This window comes from Pseudarthrobacter sp. S3 (assembly GCF_050156905.1).
GTDB lineage: Bacteria > Actinomycetota > Actinomycetes > Actinomycetales > Micrococcaceae > Arthrobacter.
This window is the reverse complement of record NZ_CP189583.1, coordinates 1,965,426-1,987,244: the sequence shown is the minus strand read 5'-3', so window position 1 is coordinate 1,987,244 and position 21,819 is coordinate 1,965,426. Positions and strand designations below refer to the sequence as shown.

General features: G+C 62.6%; 18 protein-coding genes and 3 pseudogenes. 14 read left to right on the top strand and 7 right to left on the bottom strand.

The window, feature by feature from the left end:
• Nucleotides 1-12 precede the first annotated feature (12 nt).
• The 10 genes from ACQCSV_RS09535 (at nucleotide 13) to ACQCSV_RS09490 (ending at nucleotide 10,265) form a co-directional block, all read left to right on the top strand.
• Nucleotides 13-1,014, top strand: coding sequence for a proline racemase family protein (locus ACQCSV_RS09535; RefSeq protein ID WP_354154949.1), 1,002 nt, complete (start codon nucleotides 13-15; stop codon nucleotides 1,012-1,014).
• The gene (locus tag ACQCSV_RS09530) at nucleotides 1,011-1,967 is read left to right on the top strand and encodes an ornithine cyclodeaminase family protein (RefSeq protein WP_354154948.1); all 957 of its coding nucleotides are present in this window, start codon (nucleotides 1,011-1,013) and stop codon (nucleotides 1,965-1,967) included. Before ACQCSV_RS09535 ends, ACQCSV_RS09530 begins: the two co-directional genes overlap by 4 nt.
• Nucleotides 1,964-2,689, top strand: a complete 726-nt coding sequence (locus ACQCSV_RS09525) for a GntR family transcriptional regulator (protein ID WP_185263362.1) — start codon at nucleotides 1,964-1,966, stop codon at nucleotides 2,687-2,689. Before ACQCSV_RS09530 ends, ACQCSV_RS09525 begins: the two co-directional genes overlap by 4 nt.
• Entirely contained in the window at nucleotides 2,686-3,870 is a 1,185-nt protein-coding gene (locus ACQCSV_RS09520; protein ID WP_354154947.1) for an FAD-binding oxidoreductase, read from the top strand. The genes ACQCSV_RS09525 and ACQCSV_RS09520 overlap by 4 nt, the downstream gene beginning before the upstream one ends.
• A complete protein-coding gene (locus ACQCSV_RS09515) occupies nucleotides 3,867-4,199 on the top strand; it encodes a (2Fe-2S)-binding protein (RefSeq protein WP_354154946.1) in 333 nt (110 codons plus the stop codon). The genes ACQCSV_RS09520 and ACQCSV_RS09515 overlap by 4 nt, the downstream gene beginning before the upstream one ends.
• Nucleotides 4,196-5,659, top strand: a complete 1,464-nt coding sequence (locus ACQCSV_RS09510; protein WP_354154945.1) for an FAD-dependent oxidoreductase — start codon at nucleotides 4,196-4,198, stop codon at nucleotides 5,657-5,659. Before ACQCSV_RS09515 ends, ACQCSV_RS09510 begins: the two co-directional genes overlap by 4 nt.
• Before the next feature lie 40 nt (nucleotides 5,660-5,699).
• A complete protein-coding gene (locus ACQCSV_RS09505) occupies nucleotides 5,700-7,184 on the top strand; it encodes an aldehyde dehydrogenase (NADP(+)) (protein WP_354154944.1) in 1,485 nt (494 codons plus the stop codon).
• A 230-nt stretch (nucleotides 7,185-7,414) separates the two neighbouring features.
• Entirely contained in the window at nucleotides 7,415-7,633 is a 219-nt protein-coding gene (locus ACQCSV_RS09500) for a hypothetical protein (protein WP_354154943.1), read from the top strand.
• A gap of 1,594 nt (nucleotides 7,634-9,227) precedes the next feature.
• On the top strand, nucleotides 9,228-9,575 hold the full coding sequence (locus ACQCSV_RS09495) for a hypothetical protein (protein WP_426939499.1): 348 nt from the start codon (nucleotides 9,228-9,230) through the stop codon (nucleotides 9,573-9,575).
• A gap of 276 nt (nucleotides 9,576-9,851) precedes the next feature.
• Nucleotides 9,852-10,265: a nuclear transport factor 2 family protein gene (locus ACQCSV_RS09490; protein WP_426939498.1), complete on the top strand. Its 414-nt coding sequence runs from the start codon at nucleotides 9,852-9,854 to the stop codon at nucleotides 10,263-10,265.
• A gap of 195 nt (nucleotides 10,266-10,460) precedes the next feature.
• On the opposite strand, the pseudogene ACQCSV_RS09485 reads toward ACQCSV_RS09490, so the two are convergent.
• The 5 genes and pseudogenes from ACQCSV_RS09485 to ACQCSV_RS09465 form a co-directional block, all read right to left on the bottom strand.
• Nucleotides 10,461-10,901, bottom strand: a pseudogene (locus ACQCSV_RS09485) (transposase); the annotation flags it as partial.
• 68 nt (nucleotides 10,902-10,969) lie between these two features.
• Entirely contained in the window at nucleotides 10,970-12,055 is a 1,086-nt protein-coding gene (locus ACQCSV_RS09480) for a tyrosine-type recombinase/integrase (RefSeq protein ID WP_426939497.1), read from the bottom strand.
• On the bottom strand, nucleotides 12,052-12,792 hold the full coding sequence (locus ACQCSV_RS09475; RefSeq protein ID WP_426938916.1) for a tyrosine-type recombinase/integrase: 741 nt from the start codon (nucleotides 12,790-12,792) through the stop codon (nucleotides 12,052-12,054). Before ACQCSV_RS09475 ends, ACQCSV_RS09480 begins: the two co-directional genes overlap by 4 nt.
• 215 nt (nucleotides 12,793-13,007) lie before the next feature.
• A complete protein-coding gene (locus ACQCSV_RS09470; RefSeq protein WP_426938917.1) occupies nucleotides 13,008-14,222 on the bottom strand; it encodes a tyrosine-type recombinase/integrase in 1,215 nt (404 codons plus the stop codon).
• Between the two features lie 148 nt (nucleotides 14,223-14,370).
• Nucleotides 14,371-15,362 (bottom strand): annotated as a pseudogene (locus tag ACQCSV_RS09465) (IS3-like element ISAar46 family transposase); the annotation flags it as partial.
• Nucleotides 15,363-15,909: 547 nt separating this feature from the next.
• Here ACQCSV_RS09465 and istA point away from each other — a divergent pair.
• A pseudogene (istA, locus tag ACQCSV_RS09460) lies at nucleotides 15,910-17,464 on the top strand (IS21 family transposase).
• Nucleotides 17,461-18,210: an ATP-binding protein gene (locus ACQCSV_RS09455; RefSeq protein ID WP_426939251.1), complete on the top strand. Its 750-nt coding sequence runs from the start codon at nucleotides 17,461-17,463 to the stop codon at nucleotides 18,208-18,210. Before istA ends, ACQCSV_RS09455 begins: the two are co-directional and overlap by 4 nt.
• A 299-nt stretch (nucleotides 18,211-18,509) precedes the next feature.
• Here ACQCSV_RS09455 and ACQCSV_RS09450 read toward each other — a convergent pair whose 3' ends face one another.
• Complete coding sequence (locus tag ACQCSV_RS09450; RefSeq protein WP_354156392.1) at nucleotides 18,510-19,139, bottom strand: hypothetical protein; 630 nt, start codon at nucleotides 19,137-19,139, stop codon at nucleotides 18,510-18,512.
• Nucleotides 19,140-19,424: 285 nt separating this feature from the next.
• On the opposite strand from ACQCSV_RS09450, the gene ACQCSV_RS09445 reads away from it, so the two are divergent.
• The gene (locus ACQCSV_RS09445; RefSeq protein ID WP_354156393.1) at nucleotides 19,425-19,712 is read left to right on the top strand and encodes a hypothetical protein; all 288 of its coding nucleotides are present in this window, start codon (nucleotides 19,425-19,427) and stop codon (nucleotides 19,710-19,712) included.
• A gap of 144 nt (nucleotides 19,713-19,856) precedes the next feature.
• Here the strand turns inward: ACQCSV_RS09445 and ACQCSV_RS09440 are convergent, their stop codons facing one another.
• Nucleotides 19,857-20,684, bottom strand: coding sequence for a hypothetical protein (locus ACQCSV_RS09440; protein ID WP_354224671.1), 828 nt, complete (start codon nucleotides 20,682-20,684; stop codon nucleotides 19,857-19,859).
• Nucleotides 20,685-21,365: 681 nt separating this feature from the next.
• Between ACQCSV_RS09440 and ACQCSV_RS09435 the strand changes: the two genes are divergently transcribed.
• Nucleotides 21,366-21,629, top strand: coding sequence for a hypothetical protein (locus tag ACQCSV_RS09435; RefSeq protein WP_354156395.1), 264 nt, complete (start codon nucleotides 21,366-21,368; stop codon nucleotides 21,627-21,629).
• Nucleotides 21,630-21,819: the final 190 nt, after the last annotated feature.

Here is a 21,819-nt window from a genome sequence, read left to right as displayed (position 1 = left end):
AGGGAGTATTCCATGAGAACCAGCCGCATTTTCCACGCCGTGGACTCGCACACCGAAGGCATGCCCACGCGGGTCATCACCGGCGGAATCGGGACGATCCCCGGTGACACGATGGCTGAGCGCCGCTTGTGGTTCATGGAGAACAGCGATTGGATCCGTACCCTCCTGATGACCGAGCCGCGCGGCCACGCCTCGATGAGCGGGGCCATCCTCCAGCCATCCACGCGTCCGGACGCGGACTTCGGCGTGCTGTTTATCGAGGTTTCCGGTCTGCTGCCGATGTGCGGCCACGGCACCATCGGGGTCGCAACCGTCCTGGTGGAGACCGGCATGGTCGACGTCGTCGAGCCCGTTACCACCGTACGGCTCGACACTCCTGCCGGCCTGGTGATCGCAGAGGTGGCAGTCAAAGACGGGCAGGCCGAGTCCGTGACCATCCGCAACGTGCCATCGTTCGTTGAGCGGCTCGACGCCAAGGTCGAAGTGCCCGGGTTCCGTCCGGTGTCCTACGACCTGGCGTTCGGCGGAAACTTCTACGCGATCGTAGACCTAGACAGCCTGAATTTGCCGTTCGAGCGCGGACGCAAGGATGACCTGCTCAAGGCCGGACTGGCGATCATGGACGCGATCAACGCCACGGACGAACCGGTCCACCCGGAGCGCGACGACATCCGCGGCTGCCATCACGTGTATCTCAAGGCGCCGGGGTCCACAGCGGAGCATTCCCGCCACGCGATGGCCATCCACCCTGGTTGGTTCGACCGCTCACCCTGCGGCACAGGAACAAGCGCCCGGATGGCCCAGCTGCACGCCCGCGGCGAGCTGGCCTTGGGCACGGACTTCGTCAACGAGTCCTACATAGGTTCGCGTTTCATCGGCCGCCTAGTCGAGGAGACGGAAGTCGCCGGCCGTCCAGCGGTGATCCCCACCGTCACAGGACGGGCCTGGCTGACCGGCACCGCACAGTATTTCCTCGATCCCACCGATCCCTTTCCTGCGGGGTTCCTGCTGTGAACATTCCTTACTTTGATTCGACGTCGGTGCGGGCTGCTGCTCCCTGGACAACGGCCATCGATGCCATTGAGCAGGCGCTCCTGAACGTGGTTGACCCTGAGGACGACAGCCCGCGGTTGTTCAGCCCCGCGCCAAACGGCGAATTCCTGCTCATGCCTGCAACAAACCGCGAGTACAGCGGGATCAAGGCGCTCACCGTGGCCCCAGCCAACCCGGCACGGGGGCTGGAAAAGATCCAGGGGGTCTATATTCTCTTCCATTCAGACACGTCAACCCCTTTGGCCACGATGGATGGCAACGAACTCACGGCCATCCGGACACCGGCCACCACGCTGCTGGCCATCAAGCACATCCTTGCCTCGGCGCCCCGCCCCGCCGCTCCCCGTCACCCCGGCCCGACCCGGGTGCTTGTGTTCGGCACCGGCGTACAAGCGCTCAACCATCTTCGCGCCGCGCACGCCGTGCTCCCGGAGGCGAGCCTCGCCGTCGTCGGCCGGCGCCCGGAGCGGGTGTCGGCGCTGATCGAACAGCTGGACGCAGAGGGCATCGAAGTCCGCCCCGGAACCCCTGCGGAGGTGCCCGACGCCGATGTGGTGATCTGCGCAACCTCCTCCCGTACGCCGCTGTTCGACGGCGGCTTGGTTGCCCCCGGTGCCGTAGTGGCAGCGGTGGGCCAGCACGGCCTGGATGCCCGGGAGGTCGATGCCGCCTTTGTGCGGCGCAGCGACGTCGTGGTCGAGGGACGGGCCTCGGCGCTGCGCGAAGCCGGGGACCTGATACCTGCACGGTCTGCAGAGGAGTGGCAAGCGATCCGTCCCGCCAACCTCCGCGATCTTGTGAAAGGCGAATTCGGGCGCTCGGCAGGAAAGCCCTGCCTGTACGCCGGGGTGGGGATGGCATGGGAAGACCTCGTGATCGCCAGCCTGGTGTATGAAGGAGGCACTCGATCATGAATCCCGTACAAGGAGTGCTCACCGTGCCAACCAACAACCAGCTTCCGATCGCCCCGCTCGGCCGCCAGCACAGCCTGCGCGAGTCAGTGACCGATTCCCTGCGCACAGCGATCATCGCCGGCACGTTGGAGGAGGGCACCCTCTATTCCGCACCGGCACTTGCCGCCGCTTTCGGTGTCTCAGCCACACCCGTGCGCGAGGCAATGATGGACCTGACGCGCGAAGGCCTGGTGGAGACAGTCAAAAACAAAGGCTTCCGGATCACCACCATGAGCGACCGGGAGCTGGACGAGCTTACGGAGATCCGCCTGCTCCTCGAGCCGCCGGTTGTTGGCGACGTGGCCGGCACTGTTCCACCATCCGGAGTCAAGGTCCTGCGGTCCATGGCCGACGACATTGTTGATGCTGCGCGGCAGGGCGACCTCACTGCCTACCTTTCCGCGGACCGCATCTTCCACGCGGAGCTTCTGCGGTACGCCGGCAACGGCCAGCTTGTTGAATTGGCCACCAGCCTCCGGTCCCGAACCCGCCTGTACGGCCTCAAGATCCTGAGCGAGAGCAACCGGCTGGCCGATTCCGCCCAGGAACACCACGTCCTGCTGGACCTCATCGAGGCCGGAGATGGAGCCGCGGCGACTGAATTGATGCGCCAACACATCAGCCACGCCCGTGGCCTTTGGGCCACCGGAGAGACCGAGACAGCCGAGGAGCAGCAGACATGAACGCAGCGAGCGATGTGCTTGTCATCGGCGCAGGCGTAATCGGGGCCGCCACTGCCTATTTCGCAACGCAACAGGGCCTCACCGTGACCGTCCTGGACAAGGGGCTCCCCGCCAGCGGCACGTCGTCGGCCTGCGAAGGAAACATCCTCGTCTCTGACAAGGAACTCGGCCCCGAGCTTGAACTGACCCGCTACTCCCTGGACGTGTGGCATGGCGACCTGGCTGAGCACAAGCGGCTCTGGGAATTCGAGTCCAAGGGCGGCATCATCGTGGCCTCCCGCGAAAGCAGTCTGGCATCGCTCAACCGTGTGATGGCCTCCCAGTCCGGCTACGGCGTTCTTGTGGACAGGCTGGACCCGGATGAGCTGCGGAAAGCCGAACCGCACATCACACCGGACGCCCTGGGCGGAGCGTTCTACCCGGAGGACTGCCAGGTGCAGCCCATGCTGGTTGCTGGGCACCTGGTCCGGCTGGCGACTCAGGCCGGGGCACGTTTCGTTGCGGATACGCCCGTTAGCGGCTTCCTTAGGAGCGGAGACCGCGTCACCGGCGTCCAGACTCCGCGCGGCGACTTCTCCGCCGCGGCCGTGGTCAACTGCACCGGGACGTGGGCCGGCCAACTCGCCGCGCTGGCCGGGGTGAGCGTACCTTTCCTCCCCCGCCGCGGCTTCGTTATGGTCACCGAGCCGTTGCCGCCCATGGTCCACCACAAGGTCTATGCGGCCGAGTACATCGACAACGTGGGCAGTTCCGACGCCGGACTCCAGGCCTCACCAGTGGTCGAAGGAACCCCCAGCGGCACCATCCTCATCGGCTCCACCCGCGAACGCGTCGGCTTCGACCGCACGGTGAGCACCGACGCGCTCCGGCTCCTGGCGGGTAACGCCGTGGCGCTCTTTCCTTTCCTCGAACACGTTAAGGCCATCCGCCACTACCACGGTTTCCGGCCCTACTGCCCGGATCACCTCCCGGTGATAGGCCATGACGATCGCGCCCCCGGACTGTGGCATGCGGCCGGCCATGAGGGTGCCGGCATTGGCCTTTCCGCGGGAACGGGCAAGCTCCTGGCACAGGCCCTGGCCGGCCAGTCGCCGGATCTTGACCTGGCCCCGTTTGCCCCGGCCCGGTTCGGCGAACAAGCCCCCAACAGCACAACACACCGAGAGGAGGCCACAGCATGAGCGCCTACACATCAGGAGACAACTTGCCTGGCACGCCGGGCGAGATAACCCTCAGCTTTGACGGCCGTCCGATCAGGACATCTGCGGGCCAAAGCGTTGGCTCGGCGCTGGTCACCAACGGCATCACCGCCTGGCGCGATACGCGCACGCACGCACGTCCCCGCGGGCTGTTCTGCGGCATCGGCGTGTGCTTCGACTGTCTCGTCGCGGTCGACGGCGTACCGAACCAGCGCGCCTGCCTGGTGGAAGTGCGCGAGGGCATGGACATCAAGGGTTCCTGCGAGCCCAACGTACGTCCATTGGCTGGATCCGAGGGGGGACGGGAATGAGTGCCGCGGTTCCGGGCATCGTTGAAGCGGATGTTGCCGTCGTGGGTGCGGGGCCGGCGGGGCTGGGAGCGGCCGTTTCGGCAGCCGAGGCCGGAGCCGCCGTCGTGGTTGTGGATGCCGGCCCCCAACCAGGCGGCCAGTTCTGGCGGCACCGCCCCGAAACCGTCGAGCCCAACCCCGATGGTAAAGGCCACCATGGTTGGCGGACCTACAGGGACCTCCGTGCCCGTTTCGACGCCGCCAGCCACACGGGCCGGATCACGTACGTGCCCGGCCAACAGGTCTGGATGGCGGAAAAGGTCGACGCCGGATTCGTTGTCCGCACAACGCCCACCGTGACGGCCGGCCCGATGTCCGGAACGGCCGACGGCGGCAGCACCGTCGTCGCCCGCCGCCTGGTCTTGTGCCCCGGCGGCTACGACCGCCAGCTGCCGGTTCCCGGCTGGGACCTGCCCGGCGTGATGGCCGCCGGCGGAATCCAGGCGTTCATCAAGGGCAACGGAGCCCTGCCGGGGAAGCGCTTCGTCATCGCCGGCACCGGCCCGTTCCTTTTACCGGTGGCGGCGGGCATTGCCGAAGCCGGCGGACAGGTCCCCGCAGTGCTCGAATCGTCCTCACCCAAGGCCTGGCTGCCGCACCTCAAGGCAGCCGCGGGTGTGCCCGAGAAGGCCGTCGAGGGAGTGGAGTACGCGGCCGTGTTCGCCCGGCACCGGATCCCGTACCGCATCCGGACCATCGTCACGGAGGTACTGGGAGACGGCCGCGCCTCCGGCGTGCGCACAGCCAAGGTGGACGCTGCCGGCCGGGTCCGGCCCGGCACGGAGCGCGTTTACCGGGACGTGGACGTCATCGGCTTCGGCTGGGGTTTCACGCCGCAGATGGAGCTGCCCCTGTCCCTCGGAGTTGAAACCCGCCTGGATGCCGATGGCTCCCTGGTCGGCGTCGTCACCGACCGCCAGGAATCCAGCATTCCCGGCCTGTTCCTTGCCGGGGAGGTCACCGGTGTCGGAGGCGCTACCCTGGCGGTGCTCGAGGGCCTCACTGCCGGCACCTCCGCAGCAGCCGCTCCGGAACCCGCCGCGGCACTGCAGGGCCTGCGTGCCATGGTGCGGCACCGGCGCTTCGCCGAGGCCATGCACCGTGCCCACCCTGTGCCCGCCGCCTGGCAGGACTGGCTCGCTCCGCAGACCACCGTATGCCGCTGCGAAGAGGTCACGGCCGGCGAGATCACCGGGGCCCGGGACGACCTGGGAGCCCGCGACGCCCGCACACTCAAATCCTTCACCCGCGCCGGAATGGGCTGGTGCCAGGGCCGCGTCTGCGGTTTCGCGGCCGCCTGCCTGGGCGCAGGCCCGGGTGGTGCTCCCACCATTGAAAGCCTGTCCGCCGCCGCAAAACGACCATTGGCTGCACCCGTGGGGATCGGCGAACTCGCCGCCCTCCAGACTACGGACGACTGAACTTCCCCTTCTGACCCTGCCTCCCGAAAGGAGACTGCGCATGACCACGATCGCCCCGGCCTCCGCCGTCGCACTCCAGCCCACCACCGACGCCGAGCTGGAACAACTGCTGGCAGCGGCCCAAACGGCGGCGGCGCCACTGGCCGCACTCCGTCCCGCCGAGCGCGCCCGGCTGCTCGACGCCGTCGCGGACCGCTTGGATGCCGCAGCCGACCAACTCATTCACGAAGCCGAACAGGAAACCCACCTGCCCGGGGCGCGCCTGCGCGGAGAGCTCAAACGCACTACCTTCCAGCTGCGCCTCTTCGGGGAAGAGCTGCGCGACGGCGGCTACCTTGACGCCCGCATCGACCACGCCGACGCCGAGTGGCCAATGGGCGCGCCGCGACCGGACCTGCGGCGAGTTCGCGTGCCCGTGGGCCCCGTAGTAGTGTTCGCGGCCAGCAACTTTCCCTTCGCGTTCTCCGTTGCCGGCGGCGACACCGCTTCAGCCCTGGCTGCAGGCAGCCCGGTGCTGCTCAAGGCCCACTCCGGCCACCCCGGACTGTCCCGGCTCACAGCCGAGGTGGTGACCTCCGCGCTTCGCGAGGCTGGCGCTCCGGACGGCACGTTCGCCCTCATCGCCGGGACTGCCGCGGGAGCCGCAGCCCTGCGCGACCCTCGGGTCAAAGCCGGCGCCTTCACGGGGTCCATCCCTGGCGGCCGCGCACTGTTCGATATCGCGAATTCCCGGCCGGAACCGATCCCCTTCTTCGGGGAACTGGGCAGCAACAACCCGGCCTTCGTCACCGAATCCGCAGCAAGCCAGCGTGGTGCGGAGATCGCCCAGGGGTTCGTGGGCTCCTTCACCATGGGGGCCGGGCAATTCTGCACCAAGCCCGGGACGCTTTTTGTTCCGGCTGGATCCGGGATGGTGGAGGCCCTGCGCGACGCCGCCCTGCCACCGGCCGCGCCCCTGCTTAATGAACGGATCCAGTCCGGCTACACCGACGTCCTGGCGAACCTGCAATCAAACCCGCGCCTCACGGTGCTGGCCCAGGGAGCAGGCCCACTGGCCGATCCCCCGGGTCCGACGCTCCTCCTCACCACTGCCGCGGACATGCTGTCGGAGCCGCATGCCCTCCAAACCGAATGCTTCGGACCCACCGCCGTAGTCATCACGTACGACGACGAGTCCCAACTCCCCGAGCTCGCCGAGACCTTCGAAGGTCAACTGACCGCCACCGTCCATGGAACTGATTCCTGCCAGGTGGCCGAACTTGTGGAGATCCTGGCCCGCAAGGCAGGTCGGGTGGTCTGGAACCAGTGGCCAACAGGTGTTTCGGTCACTTATGCGCAGCAGCATGGCGGACCGTACCCCGCCACCACCGCCGCCGGAAGCACGTCCGTGGGCACGGCCGCGATCGAACGCTTCCTGCGGCCGGTCGCTTACCAAGGCTTCCCCCAGCACCTCCTGCCGGAGGCACTCCGCGGGGATAATCCCCTTGGGGTGCCTCGGCTGGTGGACGGCCGGCGGGAGGCGTAGCCGTGGTTGTGGTCCCGGTGTGGCAGATTCTTAGCCGGCGTGTGGACCGGCCCGGGAGCAGGGCACAGGGCCGGGATGTTCCCGAGCAGGAGACCAGCCGGCAGAGCATAGGCAAGCGCTTGTATGCCAGCGACTCCTATTGGTGGATCCTCGCCGGCGGGATACATGTGCCGGGATTCGGAGCCTATGCCGAAGCGTCGGACAAATAGAGTTCGCTTGCCAACAGGTAAATGCACGGTCAGCCAACGCCAGCGGCGGGCCACCCGGTGTTCGACGTCTGGCTGCGCAGCCTCTCCGCCGTGCCTCTACTGGAAGCCAAGATTCAGAGCATGCTCCGGGCAAGCATGAGCGGCCGCAGGCAGGTTGTGCTCCGTACGCCCAAACGTCTGGGGCATTTCTTCGACAATTCCGAACGGCATACGGGCGAATACATCCCCATGATCCAGTGACGCCGCTGGGACTCCCTGACACAGGGACGAACTCCGCCCGAGGCAGCTAATGAGCTGCCTCGCACGGAGCCCGTCAGTGGGACGCGACGATGGGTGCGCGGATCCCGTCTCCAGGATCGACGACGGTCAGGTGGCCGCTGGTTCTTTTACTGCTGTAGATTCCGCACCGGCATCCAGGTCAGCCGGAGGGCTGGCAAGTGGCTGGCCCATCCGGCCGGCCAAAAATGGCGAGAACAACGCAAATCACCGCGCAGATCCCCCACACTGCCTGATACGACAGGTGGGATGAAACAGGGACCGTGATCCCGCCCGCGGTGCTGGTGGTCATAAGTGAGGACATCACCAAGGCAAAGACTGCACCCGCGACCGCCCCGGCGACTGTCCTTGCGGTGTTATATACAGCCGAGTCTATGCCGACGGAGTCTGCCGGTGCCCGGTTCACCACAATGGTGGGCAAGGCGCCGATAATTACTCCGCCACTGAATCCGGACAGACCAAGCCATACGGTAAAAGTCAGGGCGTTCCCCCGCACGAAAATCATCAGTATGTAGGCCGCCGCACCCAAGAAGCCAGCAAGCATGATGGCTTTGGGTCCCCCGAACCATTTCGCCACACGGTCGCTCACAGTCGCCCCCCAAGAAAGCGGTAAAGGCAAAGATGGCCAGGACTAGACCCGCCGCGGACTAACTCATGCCAAGGCCGTAATGCAGGGTCGCAGGATCGGCCCGGAGAAACAGAGCGCTAGGGGTCTGGGACCCGAACAATTGTGCGCCAAAGAGAAGTGCAACGATGACTAGAACTCGCCCAGCGGGCATTTTGCTGGCCGCCCGTGGGCACAAACTATTGGCCATTGACACGGGGACGACGGCGAATTGCAAACTCCGCCCGCGTAGCCATTCATTTTGGGCGATCCGTTGGTTGTATCTCTGCTTCTGTAGGTACGCCTGATGGACTTCCTGACCCGGCTGTTTCGGTGCAGGCTACTTCGGGATCTCAGTCAGCCTCGGAGCTATCCCAGTTACATACGCCGTGTGGGAGAGCCGGGAGGCGATCGACGAGTTCAAAGCTCGGCCGGATTTCTCGGCCATGATCGCGCGGAGGAAAGAACATCTGGATGACATGCAGATCTCCACACTGGAACTGGTTCTGGGGCAAGAACTGACAGACATGGGGCTGGATTCCTAACGACTGCGGCCAGGTGTGGCCCGCTGGAGTTCCGGTTCTGGTGCGTCGTCACGTCACTGCGGCTATTTCGCAGCTCAGAATGGTGATTGGCTGCCTTGTCAGATGAAGGGATGGAGGGGCAGACAGGGCGGCGGGCACGCTTCGTGAGATTATTTCATGGAGGGTGCCGTGCATGTCGCCGTCGAAGTTGCAGTGGTAGGGGCACGGTTCGGTTGGGGCTCTGAACGCGCCGGTGCCGACTTTGATGATTGCGTCGAATGCGGTGTCTGCGGGCTGATCCGAACAACGGTGAGTGCTGGCTTGTTGATTTGACGGAATGCGGGCTGACGGTGCCACCCTAACCACGCTCAGTCACTGGTAGAGCTTGTCGCGGGGCAGCATGTGTTCTGGCCACACAGGCCCCCTCCATATGTTGCAGATTGAATCGGTAAGCGGGTTCCAGCCAGGGATTATTGGAGGAAAATCGATGTTCGCTAGAGTCGGCACCTATAAAACCGGCCCGGAGACCACCGCAGACGCACCCTCGGAAGAAATAGTCAAGAGGGTGCTTGAAATCCCCGGATGCCGGGGGATCTATTACTTGAACGGGAAGGAAACCGACAAGGCCCTCTCCATTACGCTGTGGGATAGTGAGGAAGCTCTGGGTGCCAGCCGAGAGGCGGCAAACAAAATCCGGACAGAGACCAGCGATGCGCAAAAAACGCAGATCCTTGAAGTGGAGGAATTCGAAGTCACTACCAGCAGTCTCAAGGACTGAGCGTCCGCCGATCGCCGGACCCTTCCCTCAGCTGCGGGGTGGCAGGGCCGGGTGTTCGCCAGAGAGGTCCGGGTCGGCCGGGACTTCCGCCACGTTCACCACCAGGAATGCAACCGCACTCGCGCTGTGCCGGCTTCGCGGCACCTCGCCGTTACGACTCTGCGGGAGCGGTGTTGCCTCCTTCAGCCAGGTTCCCGATGTTCAGGCGGCTCGGCCCCGTGAAAAAGGCCGCGCGTTATGTTGCCAACTTGTCCGTGAACCTCCACGATTGGGTGCATGAGTAGCGATCCGGAGGCGGTGGCGCAGCTGTGGATTACATCCCTGTCGGCGCATGACCTGGAAGCGGCCGTGAATTGCTTTGACGCCGCGTATGTTGACGAAGCGCCGGCACGCCGTGGGGAATCCGTGCAGGGGCAGGACTCCGTCCGCCGAAACTTCAGCATGCTTCTTAGCGACCTACCTGATCTCACTGCCACCATATCCCGGACTGTGGCGGACGGCGATGATGTCTGGATGGAGTGGAGCATGCGTGGAACACGCCGGGACGGCACGCTCCTGGAGTTCGTGGGGGTCAACATCTTTCAAGTCAAAGACGGCAGATTCCACTCGGGTCGGATCTATACGGAAATTGTGCGCGACGCCGGTGGGATTGATGCGCAGATCAACCGTATGACCAAGGGGAATAGCTAAGACCCCGATCGCGCTCCGGACCTACTCGAGGACCTTTCCTGTGACTTTCGGCGTTATTCGGCGGTGTTTTGTGATCGCTAAATGGCGTCAAGAGTCCAGGGAGCGAGGGCGTGCCTAATCCCTTCGTCTCGTATCTCTAGGGATATGAGGCGCCGTCGCAGCGGAATTTTTCAAGCTGAGCGGTACCAGTGGGAGTTAGGCGGCTGACTGTTCGGTGATTTCCTTTGGCTGGTTGATCCAGGCTGGTCCTGGGAGTGCGAGGATTTTGGGATCTGTTTTCTTGGTGAAGCGTTCGGGGTGTCTCGCGCGGGCTGCAGCGAGGGTTGCAGAGCGTTCCTTGGCCACGGTGGAGGCGTGGCCGTAATGGACATTGGCGGGCGTGTGGAAGCCGATGCCGGAGTGCTGGTGATGATGGTTATACCAGTCCACGAACCCGCTGATAAATGCGCCGGCATCGTGGACTGAGGCGAAGCGTTCGGGGAATTCCGGACCGTATTTCAGCGTCTTGAACAGCGCCTCGCTGTAGGGATTGTCATTGCTCACCCGGGGTCTGGAATGGGATCGGGTGACTTCCAGATCCGAGAGCAGCGCGGCGACGGTTTTGGATGTCATGGACGTTCCACGGTCCGCGTTAAGCCGAATTCGGCTTAACGCGGATTATGCCGAGGAAAACGCTAAGCCGAGGAACTGTGTTGTGGGCCGTGCTACTCGGGGAATCGGGATTCTTTCTTCGGCTTAGCATTTTTGAGGTTACCGGAGCGTGTAGAGGATTTGTAGTCTTTCTTCGCTGAGCCATTCGGTGTCAGCGTGGCTGATTCCGGGGTTGCGGCGTTCATGGCTTTCGTCATCATGTCCAGGGTGGCAAAGGCGTAGAAGGCCGAGGTGGTGCTCATGCTTTCGTGTCCGAGCAGTTGCATGATGATCGGCAGCGGAATCCCTTGCTTGTAGAGGTCCATGGCCTTGGTCTTGCGCAGCATGTGGCAATTTAGCTTGTCCGGAATTGACGGACAGGATCCCCGCGCGATTTCCCCGGCCTTCTTGAGGATCGCCGAGACACTGTCTTCCGAGAGCCTGGTAGGTTCCCCGAAATGGGTGCTGTTGAACAGCGGGCGCGTGGCCGGCAGGCTCGCCCGCCGGGAATGAAACTCCTCCAGATAGACCTGCAGGTGCTCGACCGTTTTATCGCCCAGGGGGACGACGCGGCTCTTGTTCCCTTTACCGGTCAGCGTCAGGTGCGCCGACCGTGCCAGCTGCAGGTCCCCGAGGGTCAGACCGGTGATTTCACTGACGCGTGCCGCGGACTCGTAGAGGAGTATCAGGAGCATGCGGTTGCGCCGCGACTTCACGCTTGCGCCGGTGAAGGCCGCAAGGATCGCCGCGGTTTCGTGCTGCTCCAAGTATTCGATGGGCTTCTTCGCCACGGCTGGGGCCTTGAGTGTCTTGGCCGCATCATGCAACGCCACCAACCGAAGGTCCTCTTGGGAGGCGTAGCGCAGGAACGCCCTGATCGCGGTCAGACGCAGACCCAGGGTTTTTGGCTGATAGTTTTTGCTCTCCCGCATCCAGATCAGCCAGCCCTTGAGGAAGCGTCGTTCGAAGTGGTCAAAGCCGATGTCCTCGTGCTGGATATGCTGCTCGGTGACGAGGTAGTCCACGAAGCACTCCAATGAGATCCGGTAGGCTTCGATGGTTTTTGGGGACAGGTCCCTGACTTTGGGCATGTATTCGTGCAAATAGTTACGCGCGTATCCCCAGAAGTTCGGGGTATCGCTGCTGGTGTCTCGTTTCATTCGAATCCCACCTCAGGCAGTATCTTCTGGCCTTCACGGACGATGTCGGCGTAGCCGCCCATGAAATCCGCGGATGTATGGATGTAGTAATAGGTGCTGTCTAGCGACGCGTGGCCCATGTACCGGGCCAGGTAGGGCAGCATGGCATTGACGTCAACGCCTTCGGCCATCCACCGCTCGATGTTGGCATAGGCATAGTGATGTCTCAGGTCATAGGGCCTCGGTTGCTTCCCTTCAAGGGGCCGCGGCAGCCGGGCCTGGTCCCAGATCCTGGTGAACATCACCCCAACGGATACCGGGTCTACCGGGTTGCCGGTGGAGGAAGCGAAGAATGCGGCTCGTTTTTTGCCCAGGGTCCGCTCCAACGCCCGATCGCATTCAGCCAGGATGCCAACGACCTGATCGGTGATCGGAAGCTGGCGGCTGCGGTTGCCCTTGGACCAGCGCACGTCGATGAACCTTTCATCAAGGTTCACATCGTTTACTGCCAGGCGGCGCACCTCGCAGGTGCGCAGCCCGCACGAATGCATGAGGGCGAAGAACGCGAGCCCCTGCCACTTCCATGGCGAGATGCTTTCCAACCGTGCCGCGGCATCGAAGAACCTGCTGACTTCTTCGTGCGAGAACAGATACGGCTGGATGCGGATGCGTTTGCTCTTCCACTGATCCGATAACACGTACGCATTCTCGTTGCCGTTGATGCGCTCCCAGCGCCCGAAGTCTCTGATGTATGACATCCACGACCGGCAGGAATTCGGCCGGCCCGAAAGCCTTGAGGTGACCCATCCTTCAAGGGCGGACCGGTCAAAATTCTGCAGGCCGTGGTCTGTGCAGTAGCGATCGAAATTCTTCAAATACCACAGCCGGGATGCGCAATGAATGCCCATGCTTTCCTTGAAGCCAAGGAAACGTTCAAGATCGGGCGCGAACACACTGGTGAACCTGGGCCCGTTCACCGGATGACTCCTTGCCGGATCGGGAGCGGGAGCACGCACGCGCGCATATGCTCGGTGTCAGTACTCAAATAGACGTCGGTGGAATCAGGGCTTGAATGGCCCAAAACCGCCGATATCGTTGGCAGCGGTGTCCCTGCACGCAGGAGCTTGGAGGCCGCATTGTGGCGTAGCAACCTTGTCCCCACCCTTGTACGTTCCAACCCTGCTGTTTTGAACACCCGCGCGGTCACTCGATAAATCGCCGCGTGGCCCGCCAGTTCAGTATGGGGCGCCACCACACGCAAAAACACGTGCTCGTCCACAACGTTCGGCCGCTCACCAAGGACGTACTCTGCAAGTTTCCCCGCGATCGCAGGAGGCAACGGCATTGTCAGCGGATTGCTGGTCTTCTGTTGGACGATCCCGACCGTCCGCCCTCGCCAGTCGATGTCCTGCAAACGCAGGGAAACAAGATCACACGCCCTCAGGCCGGTCACCAGCGCCAGCAGTGTGATCGCTGCGTCACGTGCGGAAACTTGCCCATTCATGCAGGCTTGAACAACAATTTCTTCTTCGTCGTTGCCCAGCAAGGGAACGATGCCGTGGTGACGTTTCACCCCGGCCATTTTCAGTGCATTGAGCAGGTCGACACGTTGGGTGAAGTTCAGGAACGGACGGAAACTCGTGACCGCAGACCACAACGCAGTTTTCGCCCAGCGATCGCTCAATGATTCCAGGAACCCAAATACACTGGCCCCGTCGGCCTCCTGAAGGGACATGATTCCGTTGGCCTCCAAATAGAGGAGGTAATCGCACGCGGCACGACTGTAAGCGCTCTGGGTGGCCACTGCCAGACCGCGCTGCTCCATCTCCGCCGACCACGCAGCCAAGAGCACGGTGAAATCCTTTGACTGCGGAACAACCCGACCACCGCCGTGCCTTTTCGCCGAAAGGTCCACCTGCCCGGTGAACACGTAGGAGTCGAAGACTCCAGCCAAGCGGGCAAAGTCCGCACGCGGCCTCGGACTGAATACCTTTCCAGTGCGTGGGTCTGCAGTCATCACGGCAAAGTCGGCACCTAACGCAGGCGAATATTCTTCACCACGATCTTGAGCGAGTATTTCCAACCACCGAATTGCGTTGCGGTACTGGACAATCGTTAGCTTCGCATGGCCGTCGGCTTCCAACGCAGCAACAACCCGCTCGCCAATCTCTCTGACCTTCGTATCCATGACATTCCCCTTTCACCGGGTCTATGGATACGACGACGGTAACCCCGCAATGAGTCCCCAGCACTAAGCCGAAGAAAGAATCCCGATTCCCCGAGTAGCACGGCCCACAACACAGTTCCTCGGCTTAGCGTTTTCCTCGGCATAATCCGTGCACGACCTGGGGGATGCCGTGGATTCCGAAGATTCCCTTCATCATTTCCACCGCCAGCGCCCCGGATTCGGTGGCGTGGACGTGCGCGCCGACTATGAATCTGGAATGGATATCGATCATCATGTAGCAGTCGAAGTACTTGCCCCTGACCGGGCCCGCAAGCTTTGTAATATCCCACGTGAACACCTGCCCCGGGGCGGTGGCGACCAGTTCAGGAACCGTCCGGGGCGGGTGCTTAGCCAGCCGGCGGCGTTCTTTGACCTGCTTGTTTTCCTCCAGCACACGATAGAAGGTCGACAGGGATCCCAGATAGATTCCCTCGTCCAGCAGCTTCGTATAGACCTGCATGGGTGCCAGGTCCACGAACTCCAGCGAGTTCAGCGCGGCCAGGATCTCCGCCCGCTCAGCGGCGCTGAGCTTGTTCTGCGGCAACACCGCATGGTGGTCCCGCGGCGGTGCCGGTTTGCGGTTCGCGGTCGTCCTGGAAACGCCGGTCAATGCCGCCGCCCGGCGTGATGGAATCTTCAGTTCCAGCATCGACCGGTACGTTGCCATCAGCGTTTCTTGGATCGGGGCTCGTCCGGCATATCCTCTGAGGCGCTCTCTAAGAACGCCTGTAGTTTTCCCATCAGGTCCAGGGCTGCCTCGGTCTTCTTCAACCGGCTCTCGCTCACCTCTAACTGGCGGCGCAAACGCGCGTTCTCGGCCTGGTCCGCCGAGAGTTTCCCGATCGATTCCCCGGCCTTCTTTCCGGCCAGGACGCCGGCGTCCCTCAGCCGCCTCCATTCGGTCATCTGCGACGAGTACAGGCCCTCTGTGCGCAGGAAAGCACCACCCTCATTGCTCTCGCAGGCATTCTCATATGCCGCCAAGAACTCGAGCTTCTGGGCCGGGGTGAATGACCGGCGAGGCCGCGGCCCGCCGGCCCGCGGCCCAGAACTACTACTACTACTACTACTACTACTACTACTACTACTACTACTACTCACAGCACTATCTTCGCGTACTGCACTCAAAACTGGACTGGACATGATGACTGGATTCCTGGCTCTCGCCCCACGCGATTAAACGGACTTGCTACGAGCCCCTGGTACCGTTCCAGCCTGACACGTAGGGCAGCGGCCAAGGCGGCCGGAGCATCTTGGGCCGACATAGGCCGCGCCGTCGGCACCAGCCGCCAGTCCGCCCACGAACGTTGGGCAGAAAAGCAGTGACCCTGCACCCCCCGATGCCCCTTGATGCGGACACGTTAAGTTTTTCCTTGACCTCCGGGGAAACATTGGTCGTTGCGCTGCTGATGTTCATAGGGCTGCTGACCACGGTGGGGATCCTTCTAATTGCTGCCGGGAATATCCGGCTGACGGCTTACCCCGTCCAGTGAATATTGGCTTGTGTGGGCTCCACCTGTGGTGCGGGTGAGCGCCATCGTCCGGTAGCGCGACTGGTGTGGTTGAGCACCACTGTTGGTGTGGTTGAGCACCGCCTGTAAAGCTCCTTCCACCATGTGACGGACACATGGTGGAAGGAGTACCGGTAATGGTACGGAAGATCAAAGCGAAGCTGGTGTTGCAGCTGCGTAATCAAAGCCTGTCGCGAAGAGCAATTGAGTCCGCTCATGGGATATCCCGTCACAGCATTCAGGCGGTCCTCGATGCGGCGGAGCTGGCAGGTCTCGGTTGGGATGACGTCGCCGAGCTGTCGGAGGCCGCGGTGTATGCGGCGTTGTTTCCCGGCCGTGGCGTCCGTGAGAGTGTCTTTGCGCAGCCGGACTGGCCTCGGGTGCACACCGAGCTGGCCAGGGTGGGGGTGACGTTGAAGCTGCTGCACCAGGAGTATGTCGACGCGTTTTCTCGCGCAGGACAGGCAGTGATGAGTTATGACCGGTTCTGCCGGCTCTACGGCGAGCACGCCGCCGTGACCGGGGCGTCGTCCCGGGTTGGTCATAAGGCCGGCCGCAGCATCGAGGTCGACTGGTCCGGGCCCACGATGCAGCTGTGGATCCGAGTACGGGTGAGATCTCGAAGGTGTATTTGTTCGTCGCCTGCCTGCCCTTCAGCCGGTATGCGTTCGTGGAAGCGAGCCTGGATATGCGGCAGGAGTCGTGGCTACGCGCCCATGCGGCGATGTTCGCATTCTTCGGCGGCAGCGTCCCGCGCCTGGTTCCCGACAACCTGAAGACCGGGGTGATCTCCCACCCCCGCGAGGGAGAGGTCGTTCTCAACGACGCTTACCGCGAGATGGCGGCGCACTATTCGGCCGCGGTATTACCGGGCAGAGTTCGGGCTCCGAAAGACAAGGCGAGCGTCGAGAACACGGTCTCTCATGTCGCGACCTGGGTCATCGCGGGGCTCAGGCACGAGCAGTTCACATCTCTGGCGCAGTTGCGCACCCGGGTCTATGAGCAGATGGATGCCTATAACCGGCAACCGTTCCAGAAACGCGCCGGGTCCCGGCTGAGCGTCTTCACCACCGAGGAGCTGCCGCTGATGCAACGCTGCCGGCAGCCCCGTTCGAGATCAGCACGTGGTCCTACCGGCGCAAGGTGAACAAGAACGCCCACGTGGTCTGGGCGAAGAACTTCTACTCCGTCCCCTTCAGTCACATCGGCTCCCTCGTTGACCTTCGCGTCACGGACACGATGCTGGAGGTCTATCGGGGTGATGAGCGTCTGACCAGCCACCTGCTGCTGTCGGCAAGCACGGTGAATCAGTATCAGACGAACGATGCGGACCTGCCCGAGGGGCGCAGCTTCCAGGCCTGGGACCGGGCCCGGATTGACGACTGGGGTGCCCGGATGGGCCCGGCCACGGTGACGGTGATCGGCAAGATCTTCGAGGCAGCCTCCATCGAGGAGGCCGGCTACGACCCGGCCCTGGCGGTCCTGCGCCTGTCGCGTAAGTTCTCACCAGCCCGGGTGGAAGCCGCCTGTCAGCTCGCGCTGCGAGGGCCGATCCGCTCCCCGCGGTATGCACACCTGAGACCGATTCTCGATACCGGGCAGGACAAGACCGGCCACGTCTCGGAGGAGCCTGAGTGCGATGATGGCGGTTACGTCCGCGGCGGCGCCTACTACGCCGGAGTGACCCGTTGAACCGCTTGGACGGGGAGACCAAACGCAAGCTGCGGGAGATGAACGCAGGCGAGCTGCTGGAGGTGATCGATACCCAGGACGAGACGCTGTCGATCAGTCTGTCGTTCGAAGAGCGAGTGAGGTTGGTCGTCGATGACGCCTACTCCACCTTCACGCACACCAAGGTCGCCGGGCTGATCCGACGGGCGGGGCTGCGTTATCCGAACGCGGATTTGCGTCGCATCGACCTGCTCGACGAACGCGGCCTGAACCGGCAGCTGCTGACCCAGCTCGGCACCTGCTCGTTCGTGGCCCGGCAGCAGAACGTCGTCTTCCAGGGGTTCACCGGGTCGGGGAAGTCGTATCTGGGATGCGCGATTGGTAAACGCGCCTGCGAGCACCGCATCCGCGCCCACTACGTCCGCATGCCCGACCTCGAGGAAGCCTGGGTCGCCGCCCAAGACACCCCCGGCGGGGCCGGGAAGTTCCTGCGCAAATACGCCGCATTCACGTTGCTCGTTATTGACGAGTGGTTGCTGGACCGGCCGACGGAGTCGATGCGCACCATGCTGCTGGAGCTGATGGAGCGCCGTTACGGCGAAACGTCGACGGTGTTCTGCACCCAGTATTCGCAGAAGGACTGGCACCAGCGGCTCGGCTCCGGTGTTCATGCGGACGCGATCATGGACCGGATCATCCACAACACGATCTGGGTTGAGACGGGCACCTACAACATGAGGGAGCACACCGCGCTGGCCAGCGCGTAATCGATGACGGAGAGCGTCAGTGGCTCCCAGCCACACCACCACTGGCGCTCTCTCGCACGATCGGTGGTGCTGAACCGCACGATTGGGCGGTGCTCAAAGCCTCAAATACTCAGTCCAGGCCATCTCGCGATCATTCAGCAGATTTGGCCAGCCCTGAGAATGACCGTCGCGGCCTCCCGGGCTCCTTCCCGGCTTCGATGCGCCATGTCAAAAAGGAATACCCGAACAACTTTCATCTACTTTGGCATTTGCAGTACTGGCAGCCCGAAGATTCCCGGGCTTTCGTTCAGCTTGTCCGGCTAACGGGTCCACGCAGTAGGAACCTTGGCCATCGCTAGGGACTCCATGGTTGCGGCGCAATCGACCCCGATCTCAGCGCTCCGGAGATGGTCGCCGCTGATGATAGTTACTCCGTTGGTTCGCGCAGCTTTGAGCCAGAGGGCGGTCTCCGGGTCCTCCGGGTTGAATACACGTGACCACACGAGGCTGTTGTCGACCAGCAATGAAACGAGTCCCTCGGCAGAAGCCCGGCACTGGATGCTGTCGTCAGCTGGCTGGGCTTTAAGAACGATGTCCTCAATATCAGCATTGCGCGCGGGCCTAAACCCACGTCCCAGCAGATCCTCAGTCAGCAAAGGCCACTGCTCGACGTTCGGCTGCCTGTCGGCAGTGGGACGGGTGGCAGTAAACGCGAGAACCGCGTAATGCAGAATCCCAAAAGAGCCTGCAATCCCGACCGTCAGTCGGACTCCCCGCATCTCCATATTGTGCAACACCGTGTTCTCGATCGGTGGCCCCCTACCGCTCAATGAAAGGACATCGTCGTCCTTGCAAACACGATAGGAACAACAGTGCCCAGACGGAAGAAATTTTTCCATCGATGCGATAAATTGCGTAAATCTTGAGATGCTGGCGAACCCGAATACCATTGTCCGCAACCACAGCCTCATTAATCCCGAAGGGAGTCAGCCGCCCTCGGATGTAACCTTCTGCGGGACACTCCGCTGGGGAATGGCGTGAACGAGGCCTGTGAATCGCAGCGATAAAAAGCTGGAACTAACCAGCAACGACCCTGAGGATAACCCGGCTGGTTGACCTCATTTGGGGCGGGAGAAGCGCTTCCTGATAGGGCACGCGGCCGCGCACGACCGCATCTATCGCTACGGTACGCTTACGCTGGACGTTCGCCGTTGATCGATTTCCTTGGGGGAAACATGAAGTCACTCGCACCAGTCATGATCGTTGTAGGAGCGGTTTTCCTCGGAGGGTGTTCCGCACCGAAGAGCGCTGCGGACACGTGCAAAGAATTCAAGGCTCTGGCTGCATCTTTTTCCGGTGGTCCAGCGGGCATGTCCCAAGAATCGCGTAACACGGCAACTGGGAAATATGCCGATCTCGCCTCCAGATCCCCAGAAGCCTTGAAGAGCGATATACAAATCGTCGCTGACTACCTCAAGGTGTTGGTGGCCGACGGCAACGCCGGTGAGGCGAACCCGCTCTAAGATGAATACAGACTGGCCGAACGGCGCTTTCGGGATGCCTGCAGCGTTGTGGGCTAGATGGCCCCTTGGTGGTAATGCCAACCTCTGGCGACCCGCACCATTCATCGCTCAGGGCCAGTCTAGATTGCCCGACGCACGCCGAGACTATGTCCAGGTTGTACGGGACTTGCGGCGAATCAGGTACTCATGAAACTTGGGCGCTGTGTATTCGTAGAGGCCCTTTTGTAGCCGGTAAATCACACCTTGGTCCGCTAGCCTGCCCATCAGGACGTTGACGTTGCCCTGTTTGCGGGAAGTAACCCTGTGTATGTCAGCCGTCCGCAGCGGCGGGTAATCGCAATCGCCGGTGAGGAGGAGGAGGTCCTGCTCGGCGGGGGTCAGGGAGTCCAGCCGGGGTGAGTAGAAATCGTGGTCCAAACGTTTGAAGATCGCCTCGCGGAGACCTTTCAACAGGTCCGCTGTCAGGACGTCCGATGAAGTGTCGACGGCATCGTCCCAGAGCTCGGCACCCCACAGCTGCACGAAGTACGGATAGCCTTCAACATCGTCGATCACGGCCTTAAGGAGCTCATCGTTGGCCTCTTTGCCGGTGCCATCCAGTGGCCGAAGGAACGCTTCACGGGTCTGGTCCCGTGTCAGGCGACCCACTTCTTCCCCGCGGAACATCCGCTCGCTATAGGTTCGAGCCTTGAGTAGGTTCGCGATCAAGGTCGGCAGTCCGCAAAGCACGAGTGCAATCGGCACCTGCTGCTCCTGGAGTGTGTTGACTGCGGCGACGAGCAGTGACAGCGGATGCTGTCCGTCGCGGTCCTTGTCGTCCACGAGGACCTGCGCCTCGTCGAGCATCAGCACAAGACCGACCCTTCCGGATTTTACGGCGATCCGAGCCGTTTCCAGAAGGTCGGCCGCCAGGTTGGATTCCTTCGAATTTGCCGCTCCGCCCAGCGAGACGGTGACTTCTTCAAATGTCATGGTCGCCAGGGATCGCGCGCCACTGATAACGGCCTCCGTCTTCTGGCGAAGACTCTCGGTCCGTGATACCTGAGCCTGAACGTCTAGGAGGAGGTCGTGGAGCACTCCGACGATGGCGTCTTCGCGATTGTGTCGAGGCTCTAACTGCAGTCTGCCGACGGCCCAGTTGAGCTCCCCTTTCGTGACTTCTTCGAAGTGCTTGAGCAACACGGTTTTCCCCACACCGCGGAGCCCTGTAATGCGATAGTTGGCCGGGATCTCGGGGGCTCCCCTGAGTATCGCCCGTAGGATTCTTTCCTGACTTTCACGTCCTGCAAGAAAGAGTGGCGTGTTGGCCGCTCCGGGACGGTATGGGTTTTTGATAGGGGACTCCCCGGCTACTCGGTACTTACAAAGTCTTGTTATTACCGACGATACTAACAGATTTCCTTTATAACCGAATAGCCGGGGAGCTGAAATCGGTCCGCTCTCCGCGGATTCGCGCTATTCGCTGGGATTTGCGTGCAATGTGAATCGCAGCGATAAATGTCACCCCTCGGCCGCCCGTAGCCGAACCTTTTGCGGCAGCCCGCTGACCGAGAGAGATGCGGCCACGAAAGGCCTTGCCTGGGTGTGGAACGAGCAGTAGCGTTCTGCGCAGTGGGCCTGCGGACCGCTGGCCCCTCGTCGAGAGGACGCGCTATGCCAACCGTGATCGGCCACCACGATGTGAAGGACAAGGATCATTGGCTTGCCTCACCGAAACGCGAAGAGATCTTCGGACCCCTCGGCGTCACCAACATCCGGACGTTCGTCAACCCACAGAACCCGACGCAAGTGGCGGTGCTGATGGACGTTGCCGACATGGATGCGGTCATGGCCTTGATGCAATCCGAGGCAGGGGCCGAGGCGATGGCGTATGACGGCGTGCTGCCCGAGACCTTGGTGATTCTCGTCGAGGCGTAGTTCTTTTCTCGGAAGCGCGGGTGCGCGAAAACTGCATATTGGCTGTGAACGGACTCACCTCGTGTCGCGGTGAAGGATCCCTTACCGGACGTATGCAAGTCCGGTAAGGCGCCGGCTCACGGGCTCGGTGTAAGAGACACGACTCGCCGTGTTTCTTGGGGGGTGCTCGGAGTGTACCTTCGATGGTGCG

Excerpts from the sequence above, each read along its gene's own strand:
- ACQCSV_RS09500 (WP_354154943.1), top strand. The coding sequence starts at position 7,415 with ATGCACGGTCAGCCAACGCCAGCGGCGGGCCACCCGGTGTTCGACGTC.
- ACQCSV_RS09445 (WP_354156393.1), top strand. The coding sequence starts at position 19,425 with ATGAAGTCACTCGCACCAGTCATGATCGTTGTAGGAGCGGTTTTCCTC.
- ACQCSV_RS09450 (WP_354156392.1), bottom strand. The coding sequence starts at position 19,139 with ATGGTATTCGGGTTCGCCAGCATCTCAAGATTTACGCAATTTATCGCA.
- ACQCSV_RS09525 (WP_185263362.1), top strand. The coding sequence starts at position 1,964 with ATGAATCCCGTACAAGGAGTGCTCACCGTGCCAACCAACAACCAGCTT.
- ACQCSV_RS09535 (WP_354154949.1), top strand. The coding sequence starts at position 13 with ATGAGAACCAGCCGCATTTTCCACGCCGTGGACTCGCACACCGAAGGC.
- ACQCSV_RS09490 (WP_426939498.1), top strand. The coding sequence starts at position 9,852 with ATGAGTAGCGATCCGGAGGCGGTGGCGCAGCTGTGGATTACATCCCTG.
- ACQCSV_RS09520 (WP_354154947.1), top strand. The coding sequence starts at position 2,686 with ATGAACGCAGCGAGCGATGTGCTTGTCATCGGCGCAGGCGTAATCGGG.
- ACQCSV_RS09505 (WP_354154944.1), top strand. The coding sequence starts at position 5,700 with ATGACCACGATCGCCCCGGCCTCCGCCGTCGCACTCCAGCCCACCACC.
- ACQCSV_RS09515 (WP_354154946.1), top strand. The coding sequence starts at position 3,867 with ATGAGCGCCTACACATCAGGAGACAACTTGCCTGGCACGCCGGGCGAG.
- ACQCSV_RS09440 (WP_354224671.1), bottom strand. The coding sequence starts at position 20,684 with ATGACATTTGAAGAAGTCACCGTCTCGCTGGGCGGAGCGGCAAATTCG.
- ACQCSV_RS09470 (WP_426938917.1), bottom strand. The coding sequence starts at position 14,222 with ATGGATACGAAGGTCAGAGAGATTGGCGAGCGGGTTGTTGCTGCGTTG.
- ACQCSV_RS09510 (WP_354154945.1), top strand. The coding sequence starts at position 4,196 with ATGAGTGCCGCGGTTCCGGGCATCGTTGAAGCGGATGTTGCCGTCGTG.
- ACQCSV_RS09475 (WP_426938916.1), bottom strand. The coding sequence starts at position 12,792 with ATGTCATACATCAGAGACTTCGGGCGCTGGGAGCGCATCAACGGCAAC.
- ACQCSV_RS09435 (WP_354156395.1), top strand. The coding sequence starts at position 21,366 with ATGCCAACCGTGATCGGCCACCACGATGTGAAGGACAAGGATCATTGG.
- ACQCSV_RS09495 (WP_426939499.1), top strand. The coding sequence starts at position 9,228 with ATGTTGCAGATTGAATCGGTAAGCGGGTTCCAGCCAGGGATTATTGGA.
- ACQCSV_RS09480 (WP_426939497.1), bottom strand. The coding sequence starts at position 12,055 with ATGAAACGAGACACCAGCAGCGATACCCCGAACTTCTGGGGATACGCG.